Source organism: Hyphomonas sp. CY54-11-8 (assembly GCF_000682735.1).
Classification (GTDB): Bacteria; Pseudomonadota; Alphaproteobacteria; order Caulobacterales; family Hyphomonadaceae; genus Hyphomonas.
In genome coordinates this window covers 28925-41733 of sequence record NZ_AWFD01000001.1, presented here as the reverse complement: position 1 = coordinate 41733, position 12809 = coordinate 28925, and the positions used below count along the sequence as shown (strand labels likewise).

At 61.0% G+C, this 12809-nt stretch carries 15 protein-coding genes; 5 read left to right on the top strand and 10 right to left on the bottom strand.

Annotated elements, in window-relative coordinates; translation table 11 throughout:
• Positions 1-90 precede the first annotated feature (90 nt).
• Positions 91-642 (top strand): NUDIX domain-containing protein, encoded by a 552-nt coding sequence (locus tag HY17_RS00255; RefSeq protein ID WP_034760942.1) that lies wholly within the window; start codon positions 91-93, stop codon positions 640-642.
• Positions 643-647: 5 nt separating this feature from the next.
• Here HY17_RS00255 and HY17_RS00250 read toward each other — a convergent pair whose 3' ends face one another.
• Both HY17_RS00250 and HY17_RS00245 read right to left on the bottom strand, forming a co-directional pair.
• Positions 648-1325, bottom strand: coding sequence for an inner membrane-spanning protein YciB (locus HY17_RS00250; protein WP_081812901.1), 678 nt, complete (start codon positions 1323-1325; stop codon positions 648-650).
• Positions 1326-1382: 57 nt separating this feature from the next.
• Complete coding sequence (locus HY17_RS00245) at positions 1383-2285, bottom strand: DMT family transporter (protein WP_233348549.1); 903 nt, start codon at positions 2283-2285, stop codon at positions 1383-1385.
• Between the two features lie 98 nt (positions 2286-2383).
• Here HY17_RS00245 and HY17_RS00240 point away from each other — a divergent pair, with 98 nt between their 5' ends.
• The 3 genes from HY17_RS00240 to HY17_RS00230 all read left to right on the top strand — a co-directional run bounded on the left by HY17_RS00240 (position 2384) and on the right by HY17_RS00230 (position 4834).
• Positions 2384-4123 carry an amidohydrolase family protein gene (locus HY17_RS00240; protein WP_034760940.1) on the top strand — a complete coding sequence of 580 codons (1740 nt, stop codon included), beginning with the start codon at positions 2384-2386 and terminating at the stop codon, positions 4121-4123.
• Between the two features lie 79 nt (positions 4124-4202).
• A complete protein-coding gene (locus HY17_RS00235) occupies positions 4203-4610 on the top strand; it encodes a hypothetical protein (protein WP_034760938.1) in 408 nt (135 codons plus the stop codon).
• An 8-nt stretch (positions 4611-4618) separates the two neighbouring features.
• Complete coding sequence (locus HY17_RS00230; RefSeq protein WP_034760937.1) at positions 4619-4834, top strand: helix-turn-helix transcriptional regulator; 216 nt, start codon at positions 4619-4621, stop codon at positions 4832-4834.
• Between the two features lie 5 nt (positions 4835-4839).
• Here the strand turns inward: HY17_RS00230 and ftsY are convergent, their stop codons facing one another.
• Together ftsY and mtaB are read right to left on the bottom strand one after the other, a co-directional pair.
• Entirely contained in the window at positions 4840-6225 is a 1386-nt protein-coding gene (gene ftsY / locus HY17_RS00225; protein WP_034760935.1) for a signal recognition particle-docking protein FtsY, read from the bottom strand.
• Complete coding sequence (mtaB, locus tag HY17_RS00220; RefSeq protein WP_034760933.1) at positions 6222-7499, bottom strand: tRNA (N(6)-L-threonylcarbamoyladenosine(37)-C(2))-methylthiotransferase MtaB; 1278 nt, start codon at positions 7497-7499, stop codon at positions 6222-6224. Before mtaB ends, ftsY begins: the two co-directional genes overlap by 4 nt.
• A 197-nt stretch (positions 7500-7696) precedes the next feature.
• Between mtaB and HY17_RS00215 the strand changes: the two genes are divergently transcribed.
• On the top strand, positions 7697-8062 hold the full coding sequence (locus HY17_RS00215) for a GNAT family N-acetyltransferase (protein ID WP_081812900.1): 366 nt from the start codon (positions 7697-7699) through the stop codon (positions 8060-8062).
• 135 nt (positions 8063-8197) lie between these two features.
• Here the strand turns inward: HY17_RS00215 and HY17_RS00210 are convergent, their stop codons facing one another.
• The 6 genes from HY17_RS00210 to HY17_RS00185 form a co-directional block, all read right to left on the bottom strand.
• On the bottom strand, positions 8198-9508 hold the full coding sequence (locus HY17_RS00210; protein ID WP_155843495.1) for an acyltransferase: 1311 nt from the start codon (positions 9506-9508) through the stop codon (positions 8198-8200).
• Between the two features lie 186 nt (positions 9509-9694).
• A complete protein-coding gene (gene dapF, locus HY17_RS00205; RefSeq protein ID WP_034760927.1) occupies positions 9695-10504 on the bottom strand; it encodes a diaminopimelate epimerase in 810 nt (269 codons plus the stop codon).
• Between the two features lie 51 nt (positions 10505-10555).
• The gene (locus HY17_RS00200; RefSeq protein ID WP_139068788.1) at positions 10556-10972 is read right to left on the bottom strand and encodes a hypothetical protein; all 417 of its coding nucleotides are present in this window, start codon (positions 10970-10972) and stop codon (positions 10556-10558) included.
• Positions 10973-11009: 37 nt separating this feature from the next.
• Entirely contained in the window at positions 11010-12068 is a 1059-nt protein-coding gene (locus tag HY17_RS00195) for a MaoC family dehydratase (protein ID WP_034760921.1), read from the bottom strand.
• Positions 12069-12098: 30 nt separating this feature from the next.
• Positions 12099-12365, bottom strand: coding sequence for a hypothetical protein (locus tag HY17_RS00190; RefSeq protein ID WP_034760919.1), 267 nt, complete (start codon positions 12363-12365; stop codon positions 12099-12101).
• A 92-nt stretch (positions 12366-12457) separates the two neighbouring features.
• Positions 12458-12805, bottom strand: coding sequence for an arsenate reductase family protein (locus HY17_RS00185; RefSeq protein ID WP_034760916.1), 348 nt, complete (start codon positions 12803-12805; stop codon positions 12458-12460).
• Positions 12806-12809 lie beyond the last annotated feature (4 nt).

Below are 12809 nucleotides of genomic sequence, written 5' to 3'. Positions count from 1 at the left end.
TCGGCGGCCGACCCACCCACAAGCCCCCTAAAGCAGAGGCCCGTGTGCGGATCAATACCCCTCTCTTAGAACGCGATTGGATAACAACAGATGACGGATCAATTATCGAATCCTTTCATTTCGCCCCTTTTTCACGTGGAAACGCCCGAAGGAGACGATAAATTGCGCCGGGTTTGCGCCCATTGCCGATTTATCGACTATGTGAACCCGAAAATCGTTGCGGGGTCCGTTGTGACCAAAAACGGGAAGATCTTGCTCTGCCGGCGCGCAATCGAGCCCCGAAAAGGTTACTGGACGCTCCCGGCGGGCTTCATGGAAGAAGGCGAAACGGTCGAGGAAGGTGCACGGAGGGAGGCGCAGGAAGAAGCGTGCGCGGACATCCGGATCCAGCAGTTACTCGCCGTTTACTCTGTTCCCCGCATTGCGCAGGTTCAGGTCATGTTCCGGGCGGAACTCGTTTCTGACATTTCTGCAGGTCCGGAGAGCGAGGAAGTCGGATTGTTCGACTGGAAGGACATCCCCTGGTCAGAACTCGCCTTTCCGACCGTGATCTGGGCGCTGACGCATTATGCCGAAACCCGGCACCTGCCTGCCTTCCCGCCGTTCGCCAACCCTCCGGGAACTGAAAAGCTCACCCATTAGGCGAGTCAGCGCTCATCGGGCTGGGTTTTCATATGCTTCAGGGTATAGGGAGCATTGGCCATGGCGAACACGAACCCGATGACGATATTGCCCATCTTCCAGTTGGCCCAGGCGGCCTCACCGAACGCCTGCCACACGACGATGTTCCATATCGCCATCGCTATAAAATATAGGCCCCAGCGGATCGCGAGGACGCGCCAGGCATAGTCCGGCAGGTGAAAGAGCTCGTTGAACAGCATTTTCCAGATATTGCGGCCCACGGCGAGACCGCCGAAAATCGCGCCAGCAAACATCAGATTGATAATGGTCGGCTTCAGGAAAAGCAGGAGCTTTGAATGAAACGCGATGCCCAGAACGCCGAAAACACCGATAAGGCTTGATGAAACGAGCAGGAATGGCGGTATTCTCTGTTTACGGATCACCTTCATGATGATCACTGCGGCCGTGGCCACAATGAGCACGCCCGTGGCCCAAAAGAGCGCGTTTTCCTTCGAAAACAGCCCCTCTTCCGGAAAGCGCAACATGACATTGTAGATGACAATAAAGGCCAGCGTCGGGCCGAGCTCTGTCCAGATTCCCCCGGCACGCGCGGCGGCGTCCTTGACGTTCGCCTCCTGCGGGGCATCACCCGGATGGGTCACTGTCTTCTGATCGAACTCACTCATATACTTCCTACGCACCATGCGTGCTTGCGGTTTTGTTAAAGCCGCTGTCGCACGAAATGTCGCATACGGCGAGTCTCACGCTGCACCGGCCTGCATAAGGACAAGCCCGGTGGCCAGAACGGAGGCGGCAACGATGCGCCGGGCACCGAAACTCTCCTTCAGGAACAAGGCTGCCATCACCGCCGCGAAGACGACGGAAGTTTCCCGCAAGGCCGTCACCATGGCCGCATCGGTCATTGTGTAGGCAAAGATCGCCATGCCGTAGGACAGGCATCCGACAATCCCGCCGATGACGCCGGAACGGAACTGCGGGCGGATCGTTTTCATGTACCGTCCGCGCCTTTGCCAGAGGAAGACTGCCGTCACGCCGACCCAGTCGAACAGGAACAGGATGATGACGAATGTCATCGGGTGCGGCATCGCCCGCGCGGCACGCGTATCACTCACGGCATAAAGCCCGATCCCGACCGCGGTCAGCACGGCCCAGAACAGGGCTCGACGGTCGAGGCTCCGCCCTTCCCGCGTTGCTGCCGTCGGCAGGGCAAAGAAAAGGATGGCAAAGGACGCGCAGAACAATCCGACCTGCTGCATCGGAGCGAGGTGTTCCTGCAGCAGGAATGTCGCGAACACCGCCGTTGCCAGAGGCCCCAGCCCGCGCATCACCGGGTAGACCAGCGACAGGTCGCCCCGGTGCATCGCCCGGATCAGGCACCCCTGATAAAACCAGTGAGACACCATGGAGATCGCCAGAAGCGGCAAGGTGCTCAAAGGCGGCAGCGGGAAGAAGAACGCGAACGGCAGAACAATCAGGGCTGCCGTGACCTGAACAATCATCCGGCCCGTCAGAATGTCCCCGCCCCCTTTTACCAGGACATTGGTCGTCGCCAGGGATATCGCCGACAGGAGGCAGAGACTGATGGGGAGTATTTCAGAGGCAGTCATGGGGTTCCCGGAAGGCGGCAGGACGGCCCGTCTCATGCCTGAGTTTCCGAACCCTTTAAACTGCTGACGTGCGGTCAGTCTTTCTCGCGGACGTCCGCTCTGGCATCGTGCCGGGAAAGACGAGGGAGAATATCATGGCGACGCATGACCTGATTATCCGGGGCGGGACAATCGTGGACGGCACCGGGGCCGAACCGTTCGAAGGCGACGTGGCGGTCTCCGGCGGTCACATTTCCGCAATCGGCAAGGTTTCCAGAAAGGGCATCGAGGAGATCGATGCGCGCGGACAGGTCGTGACGCCAGGCTTTGTCGACATCCACACGCATTATGATGGCCAGGCGACCTGGGGCGAAGCGATCAGCCCCTCTTCCCTGCATGGCTGCACCACTGTGATCATGGGCAATTGCGGCGTCGGCTTCGCGCCCTGCCGCCCGGAAGACCATGACCGGCTGATCCGCCTGATGGAAGGCGTCGAGGACATCCCCTTCCCCGTGCTCGCCGAAGGCCTGCCGTGGAGCTGGGAGAGTTTCCCGGATTATCTGGATTTCCTGTCGACCCGCCAGTTCGACACCGATATCGGCGCCCAGCTGCCGCATGCCGCCCTGCGGGTCTATGTGATGGGCGAACGCGGCGCGAACCGCGAAGAGGCGAGCGCTGAAGACATCGCTGCCATGAAACAGCTGGCGAAAGAGGCCGTCATCGCCGGCGCGCTCGGCTTTTCCACGTCGCGGACGCTGAACCATCGCACGTCCGACGGCCAGCCGACCCCGACGCTGACGGCCAGCGAAACCGAACTGATCGGCATCGCCGAAGGCCTGAAGGAAGCGAACCGCGGCGTGTTGCAGTTCGTGTCGGACTTCAACGATCCGCAAAAAGAGGCCGCGATGCTGCGCCGGATCGTCGAGGCCTCCGGCCGGCCGCTATCTGTTTCGCTGGCGCAGGCCGATGTGGCGCCGGAAGGCTGGCGCGCCCTGCTGGGTGCAATCGAGACCGCGATGAATGACGGCCTGCCGATGCGGGCACAGGTCGCGCCGCGCCCGGTGGGTGTGCTGCTCGGCCTCGAACTGACAATGAATCCGTTCAGCGCGCATCCGTCCTATGCGGCAATAGCCAAGGAGCCGCTGGCCGAACGTGTGGTCGCCCTGCGCGACCCGGCCTTTCGCGAAAAGCTGCTGTCGGAAGAGCCCGCCTCGGACAATCCGTTCCTGAAAGTCATGCTGCGCAGCTTCGGCAAGATGTTCCAGCTGCGGGATCCGGTGAATTATGAGCCCGGCCCGGAAAGCACACTGGAGCATATGGCCAAGGAACGCGGGATAAGCCCGGAGGCCATGGCGCTCGACCTGATGCTGGAGCGGGATGGCCAAGGCGTGCTCTACCTGCCCTTCCTCAACTACTCGCAAGGATCCCTCGAACCGATCCGCGCCATGATGGAGAGCCGCGCCACCCTGCCCGGCCTCTCCGATGGCGGCGCGCATGTCGGCATGATCTGCGACGGCTCGTTTACGACGACGATGCTGACCCATTGGGCGCGGGACCGCCAGCGCGGCCCGAAACTGCCGATCGAATTCCTCGTGAAGCGCCAGACGCAGGACACCGCCCAATGGATGGGCCTGCACGACCGCGGTGTGATCGCTCCCGGTTACCGGGCGGATCTGAACGTGATCGACCTGGCAAACCTGAAGCTTCACTTGCCGGAAGTGCAATACGATCTGCCCGCCGGTGGACGACGCCTGATGCAGCGTGCGTCCGGCTACACCGCGACGATCCTGAAGGGCGAGATCACTCACCGGGATGGCGACCCGACCGGCGCCAGGCCCGGCCGGATGGTACGCGGGGCCCAGAGCCTGCAAACTGCAGCGATTGCTGCGGAATAGGGATACTTGTAAAGTTCGCTTGACAAAGTAAAGCTTGCTTGTCATATTGTCAGGGTAACTTGACAATAGGAGCTCTCTCATGGCCCAGCCCCGCAGATTCCGCACAGCAAACCGCCGATATCGTTTCCTGTTCTGGCCGATGATGGCCGTATACGTGGCGATCATTCTCGGTACGAAATTTCTGATCGATGATGACAAGGCGCCGGACTGGCTGAATGCCGCTTGCGCGATTGCCGCGACCTTGCCGCTCTTCATCGTCCTTTACGCCATCCGTCGCCAGACCGATGAAACGGATGAATATACGCGCATGCGGTATCTGAAAGCGTTGCGGGATGCGGGGCTCATCACCTCCGGCCTCCTGTTTCTGGTCGGTTTCCTGCAGATTTTCGACGTGATCGGCGACATCGAGGTGTTCTGGTTCGGACCGGTATTCTTCTTTGCCTTCGGCCTGGCGCGCCTGCCGGAATGTTTTGGCCGGACGGTGTAAAGCTGGGTATGAAGAACATTCTCCGCATTCTACGTACGGAAAAAGGATGGAGCCAGGCTGAACTGGCCGACCGGCTCGATGTATCCCGCCAGTCCGTCAACGCCATCGAAACCGGGAAGTATGACCCGTCCCTGCCGCTGGCCTTCGCCATTGCCCGCCTGTTCGGGCGCAGCATTGAGGAGATATTCGATGATGAGGCTGAATCCGCCGAAGCAGCAGAATAAATCGCTTAGGTGCTGACCCCCACGAGGGCTTTCGAGAAGGCCTCCGCACTGAATGGGCGGAGGTCTTCTGCCTTTTCACCTATGCCGATGAAGTGGATCGGCAGGTCATACGCCTCGGCGATCGCAACCAGAACGCCGCCTTTCGCCGTTCCGTCAAGCTTCGTCATCACGAGCCCCGTCACGCCGGCCGTATTCCGGAAGGCCTCGACCTGGCTGAGCGCGTTCTGGCCAACTGTCGCATCAAGGACGAGGATCACATCGTGCGGCGCCGTCGGGTCCAGCTTCTTGATGACACGGACGACTTTTTCGAGCTCCGACATCAGCTCGGTCTTGTTCTGCAAGCGTCCGGCGGTGTCGATCAGGACGAGATCCAGATCGTCCGCCTTCGCCTTTTCGATGGCCTCATAGACAAGGCCCGCCGCATCGGCGCCAGTCGGCTTGGACATGACCGGGATCCCGGCCCGGTCGCCCCAGACGGTCAGTTGCTCAATCGCGGCGGCGCGGAACGTGTCGCCCGCCACCAGCAAGGCCTTCGCGCCCTGCTCTTTCAGTTTCGAGGCGATCTTGCCAATCGTCGTCGTCTTGCCGGAACCGTTGACGCCCACGAACAGCACGATGCGCGGGCTGGAGCCTTCGGAGAAATCGACAATCTTTTCGCGCGGCTTCAACACGTCCGAAATTTCGCTGGCGAGAGCGAGTTTGATTTCTTCGGGGCTGATTTCGCGGTCAAACCGCTCTTTTGCGAGGTTTTTCGTCACCCGGGCCGCGACTTTGGAGCCGAGATCGGACGTGATCAGAAGGTCTTCCAGCTCCTCAATCGTGTCGTCATCGAGTTTTCGGCGGCCAAGCGCGGCGAGGCCTTCCGTCAGACGGGAGGAGGAGCGCGACAGGCCCTGCCCCAGTTTGGCGACGAAGCCCGGATTGTTAGCTTCCGCCTCCATGGCCGCGCGGGCGGCGGCCTCGGCTTCGGCGCGAAGGCGTTCCGCCTCGCGCCGGTCGGCCAGCAGTTTCAGCTCGGCCTCAGCCTTGGCCTGCTGGGCTGCGCGTTCTTCCCGCGCCTTGCGGGCTTTCTCGACCTCTTCAGCCAGACGGGCGGCTTCTTCGGCATCTGCCGCAGCCGCAGCCTCCTCTGCCCGGCGGGCCTCTTCTTCGAGACGCTTTGCTTCAGCGGCGGCCTCGGCGGCTTCGCGGGCCTGACGCTCTTCCCAGGCCTTGTTGGCCTCGGCGACGATGCGTTCGATTTCTTCCTTTTCGGCAGCGGCCTTGGCCGCTTCGGCTTCGACAGCTTCTTTCGCGGCGATCTCTTCCGCCGACAGCTCCGGCGACGCCATCTCCGCACCGGCCGCCTGCATCTCCTCTTTTTTCTTTTTCTTCCCGAACCAGAGGATCATGCGTCTATTTCTCCGATCAGCTGCCTGCCGTCATGCCCGGTTATATGGGCCCGCACGGGCCGTCCAGCTTGGCCGGGGTCGCGCGACAGTTTTACCGGGGTGAAGTCCGCCAGGCGAGCCGCGGTCCCTCGCTCGACCAAAGCCTCCCGCATTTCCCCAATATGGCGCGAAAAGTGGGTTTTGAGGGCGTTTTCGCCCGCTTCCCGCAGCCGCGCGGCGCGCTCCTTGATAACGGCCTTCTCCAGCTGTGGCATCCGGGCGGCCGGCGTGCCGGGGCGCGGGCTGTAGGGAAAGACGTGCAGGAAGGCGAGGCCGCAATCGTCCACAAGACGGACTGAGTTCTCGAAATGAGCCTCAGTCTCTGTAGGAAACCCAGCGATAATATCCGCACCGAGTGCGATATCCGGACGCAAGCTGCGAAGCCGCTCTGCCAGCGCGATCGCATCATCGCGCGAATGGCGGCGCTTCATCCGCTTCAGGATGAGATTGTCCCCATGCTGAAGCGACAGGTGCATGAAGGGCGCAAGGCGCGGCTCACCTATCGCCTCGAACAGGGCGTCATCAATCTCGATGGCGTCGATGGAGGAAATGCGCAGCTGTTTCAGCTCCGGCACCAGCTTCAGAATGCGCTGGACCAGATTGCCGAGCTGCGCCGTGCCCGGAAGGTCCGCGCCCCAGCTCGTCAGGTCCACGCCTGTCAGCACGACTTCGTAATGGCCCGTCTCCACGAGGCGGCGGACCTGGTCCACCACTTCACCCGCCGGGACAGAGCGGGAATTCCCGCGGCCATAAGGGATGATGCAGAAGGTGCAGCGGTGGTCGCAGCCATTCTGGACCTGAACATAGGCCCGCGCGCGCCCGTCCATACCGTCGATCAGGTGGGCGGCGGTTTCCTTCACCGACATGATGTCGTTGACGCGGACTTTCTCGTGCCCGCCGAGCAGGTCTACCGGCTTCCAGGTCTCGGCCTTCATCTTCTCATGATTGCCGATCACACGAGTGACTTCCGGCATCTTGGCGAACATGTCGGGGTCGATCTGGGCAGCGCAGCCGGTCACGAGAATGGGCGCGCCCGGATGATCCTTCGCCGCACGGCGGATGGCCTGCCGGGCGGAGCGCACCGCCTCCCCCGTCACCGCGCAGGTGTTGACGATCACCGCATCAGAGAGGCCTGCATCAGCCGCATGGCCGCGCATCACCTCGGACTCATAAGAGTTGAGGCGGCATCCGAGCGTAATAAGCGTCGGGCTGGAGGGGGCTTTCGGGTCCGTCATGGCGTTCTCGTGCAGCGCACATCGCGCCGGATGGGTCGGGAATCAAGGTATTCGACCAGTTAGGGGCTCTAGGAAGCACAAAAAGAGACTACAGTATCGCCAGTTCAGGCGAGGCAAATCCATTGCTGTTCAGACAAGCGTCCGTGTCAGATGCGCCGGCCATTGCAAGGCTTCACAGGGCTTCGCGTGCAGCGGCAATGCCTTGGCTGCCCGTCATCCATTCACCACACGAAGTCCTCGAATTCTTTCACGACCAGGTCTTACCCAGCCAGACCGTAATCGTCGCTGACAAGTTGGGCCAGGTGGCCGGGTTCGTCGCGTATGCGGATGGCTGGCTGAATCACCTTTATGTGGCACCAAATGCCTGGCGAGACGGTACCGGCTCGCAATTGCTGCGCCGGGTCCAAGCGGCTTCCAGCACTCTGCAGCTCTGGACATTCCAGCGCAATAACACGGCACGCGCCTTCTATGTTCGATTCGGGTTCGAACAGGTGGAACTCACGGATGGCCAGCGGAACGAAGAAAAAATGCCTGATGTGCGGATGGTTTGGCGCCGAATCTGACTACCTTCGATATCCGATTCGAATTCCAGTTCGACCGGACCGTTCATGTAAACGCGGTCGTCGCTTTCGCGCCATTCGATCAGCAATTCCTCGCCATCGAGGGTCATGCGATTTCAGAGCGGCGATCGCGCAGAATCAGGGGCGCTGGGTCGGGGCTTCCGGCGCCGCCGCAGCCGCAACCGGCGCGACACCGCCGGAGATTTCCGATTGTTTTGCCGCTTCCTTTGCCGCCATTCGCTTCATCATGCGGATCGACAGATCCTTGAAGTAATCCCGGGAAGGCGCCTCAACGAGCGAGTAAATGATCCGGCCACCGACCAAAACGACAATCACATAGGCAAGCACAAGCAGATCGTTCATCCACTGCTGAGGCAGGTCGATCACATTAACGGTATGCACCACGGACGGCGCTTCCACAGCGCGTATCAGCGGCAGTTCCGTGCGCGCGTCAATGAAACGGCCAGCGATCATGATCCATTTAGAAACCACGCCGTGGAACATGTAGATGGAAAAGGAGTACTTCCCCAACCACTGCAGGGGGGACGAGCACATAAAACGCGACACCAATCCGTTGTCGCCAGCATAGGCGTAGATCAATGCCGCAAACAGCGGATAGAAAAGGAAATAGGCTAGCCCGTCCGGGTGCCATTGGAAGAGCAGGCAGCACGCGATCACGACCACCACTTCCAACACAGCCGCAACCCGCACATTCGTCAGCGGGTAGCGGCGCCAGGCATGGTAAAGCAGGAAGCCGAAGAAAAACCCTGTCACCGCACGCGATACCGTGACGGTATTGTAGTTGGGCGAGCTCATCATCGCATTGTAGAAAAACGTGCCGGCAACCGCGATAATCATCAGACCAAGCACCCAGCGCAGAGGCTCCTTTCGCGCGACCCACACAAGGATACCCATCAGGAAATAAGCGAACACTTCGCCGGACAGAGTCCATGACGGATAGTTCCAGGTCATGGCATATTCAGGAGTCCAGGTTTGCAGGATCAGCAACTGAGCCGGCAGGGACTCAAGCGTAAGCTGACCGGAGAAAAGGTCGCCCGGCGTTTGCATGATGAAGCGTAGCAGTGGGATAAGCAGCAGCAAGCCAATCATTGCGAGGTGTATCGGCCAGACGCGCCCACCCCGCCTGATAATGTAGCCAACAAAGCTCTTCGTGTCGGTGACTTTGTCGCCAAAGCCGAGCGCCATGACAAAACCGCTGACGATGAAGAAGAATTCAAGGACAGGCGCGAGATATCGCAGCCACTCCGCCAGAAAGAATGTGTGCAACACATAAACATGAAACAGGATGACCAGGACCGCTACGAGGCCACGCCATCCATCGAGCGCTTGTAAACGCATCTCTTCCCCCCGGAGGTGTATTCTACACTCGGAACGCAACGATGCCTGAAAAGCGCGATATCGCGCGAAGCAGTTTGTCGAAGTTCCCACCCCAGACCGCAATACTTGCCGTCCGAACAGACGTTAAAGCAACTAATGATTGCCCCCTCAAGATGGAATCGACTCGATATCGAAACGATTGGCCGATTACTGCAACCAATGGTCAAATTTGAAACACGGATGCACGGCGATGCCATGCCATTGGCACCGCCCCACCCGGGTTCCGTTCCACCAAGCTCAGATTTCGGTTTCGAATTCCAGTTCGACCGGGCCGGTCATGTAGACCCGGTCGTCGCTTTCGCGCCATTCGATCAGCAATTCCCCGCCATCGAGGATCAGCTTCGCCTTGCGTTCGGTGAGCTTTGCACGCGCCGCGCAGACAAGCGCCGCGCAGGCGCCGGTACCGCAGGCCTTGGTCAGCCCTGCCCCGCGCTCCCAGACGCGCAGGCGGATCGTGTTCCGGTCAATCACCTGCGCAAAGCCGACATTGGTGCCTTCCGGAAACAACGGGTGCCATTCCACCAATGGCCCCAGCGCCGGGATGTCATAGGCGTCCACATCGGACACGAAGAACACCGCGTGCGGATTGCCCATGGAAACAACTGCCGGACGCGACAGGATAGGGTTATCCATCGGTCCGATTTTAACGTCGACGCCCCGCACATCCATCTTTTCCGCCAGCGGAATGTCTTCCCAGCCCATCAGGGGCGAGCCCATGTCCACCGTGATCAGGCCATCTTCGGCGCGGAAGGCGCGCAGCATGTCGGCCTCGGTCTGGATGGTGATCTTGTCCTTGCCGGTCTCGTCCAGAAGGAGACGGCCGACACAGCGGCTGGCATTGCCGCAGGCCGAGACTTCGCTGCCATCCCGGTTCCAGATACGCATGAACACGTCGCGGGCAGCGTCACGCTCCAGCGCGATCACCTGGTCGGCTTTCATTTCCTCTGCCAGCTGGCGCACCTGGTCCTCCGTCGGGGAGAACGGCACAGACCGGGCGTCAAAAATGGCAAATGCATTGCCCGCCCCGTTCATCTTCCAGATCTTCATGTGCGCATCCGGCTCCGGTTTTCAGGATTCTGCGTAGCGGGCTCTATTGCCCTATCGCGGCAGCCGCGTCGAGACGATCCAGCCCGCAACCTGAATGGCAAGCGCCAGCAAAAGAATTGCTGGCATCAGCCGGAAAGGCACCATCAGCGCCGTCACTGCCGCGGCGATACAGGCATAGTCGACCAGGTCTGACGACATCAGCCAGCCTTCCGGCGTGCGGGCGCGGCGAACGTCCAGCAAGGTTACGCTGCGCCAGACGCGGCCCATATCCGGCGGACCGAAGACTTCCTGCAGGCGTTTGGGATCCCGGATACCGGTCATCTCGGCGAGATCACCGACCTGTGCCTCGCCGAGCGCAATGTTCCGTTTGCGGCCCGATGTGCCGATCAGGCTCACCAGGGCCGACAGGATCACCGCAAGCGCGATGGCCACCAGTGTAAATCCGTCAAAAGGGCCATACCCGCTCATGGCGTGCATATAGGCGCGGGGCCGCCCTTCCGGAAGATCAACGGCCGCTGCGCTTGGGAATGGCCGCCCAATAGTCGAAGTCGAGCAGCACGCCGTCGGCGTATTTGCCGTCGCCGGTCTTGTAGGCGAAGGCGCCGGGGTCCTGGTCCTTCACAGCCACGAGGCGAAGGCGCAGGGCCCCTGCCTTGTCAGACAGCTCTGTCTTGTCCAGCACTTCGCTCCACGCATAGATCGTGTCACCGGCGAAAAGCGGGCTGGCATGCGTGCCGGCATTGATGGCCAGCACCTGGCCCGCATTGGCAAGGCCGTTGAAGGCGAGCGACCGGGCAATCGAGATCACCACGCCGCCATAGATGAGGCGCTTGCCGAAGCGGCTAGATTTCTGGCCGTGGGCGTCGAAATGGACTTTCGCGGTGTTCTGATAAAGGCGCGTCGCAATCTGGTGCTCGGCCTCTTCCACCGTCATGCCGTCGACGTGATTGATCTTCTCGCCAATCTCATAGTCTTCATAGCCGTAGGGCGAGCCCGCGAGCGAGAAGTCCCAGTCCTCCATCGGGGCGAAGCCTTCGAGCTCGCTGCCCGGCACGGCGTCCGGCAGGTCCGGAATATGGGCGGGCGGCACAGCGGCGTCCTCTTCCCACTTGTTCACCATCACCCAGCGCACGAAGGACATCACTTCGATGCCATTCTGGTTGAAGCCGCGCGTGCGGACCCAGACGACACCGGTGCGCTTGTTGGAGTTTTCCTTCATGCCGATGACTTCGGACACGGTATTCAGCGTGTCGCCCGGCATGATCGGACGGCGGATGCGGCCGTCGGCATAGCCAAGGTTCGCCACGGCGTTGAGCGAGATGTCCGGCACGGATTTGCCGAACACGACGTGGAATGCATGGATCGGGTCGATGGCGAGGCCCGGCAGGCCGGCAGCCTTTGCGAACTCTGCCGAGGAATACTGGGCGTAGCGGTTCCCGGTCAGCGCCCGGTAGAGCGCGATGTCGCCTTCCGTCACCGTCTGGGGCGTCGCATGGACAAGCTCCATGCCGATCGAGAAATCTTCGAAATAATTGCCGGGATTGGATTTGGTCTGTGCGGTCATGGCAGCCTCGCTTGCGGGGCTGCGTCCGGCTTAGACCTGCCAGCTGCCGCCCGTCATCTGATCGGCGACTACCTGCACGCTCGGCCCATGTGAAATCAAGGCCGGAGACGCCTGAAGCACCCAAACCAGCGAAATCGCCGCAGTTACCAGGCCGGCCAGCAGCGCCTTGTCCGTCAGGCGCCCGCGCAGCTGGTCCAGCACGCGCGGCCCCGCAATCATGTAAGGCAGGCCGAACAAGCAGAAACCGGCAAAGGCAAGGCACATGGCCGCCACGGCGAGAAGGGTCATCGTCATCATGACGCCAGTCTCGCGCCGAATGGCTTATATGTGGCGACAGAAATCGATGAAATTTGATCGAATCAGGCCGATTTGGTCCGATTTCGCAGGTCTCAGACGAGTTTAAGCAGGTCTTCCGGCGGACGGCCGAGGACGGCCTTCTTGCCCTTGATGCCGATCGGGCGCTGGATCAGCTTCGGGTTCTCCGCCATGGCCTCGAAAATCGCCTCATCGCTGGAATCCGCATCGATCCCGGCGGCGGGCGCATCCTTGGCGCGCATGAACGCTCGCGGGGAGACGCCGCCCATCATTTTCGCGATGTCTTTCAGTTCCTCGACCGAAAGCCGCTCGGTGGCGTTCATGTATTTGCGCACCTCAGGCTCGACACCTGCTTCCTTCAGCAGGTCCAGCCCCTTGCGGGAGGTCGAGCAGTTCGGATTGTGCAGAATGGTGTAGCTCATCAGA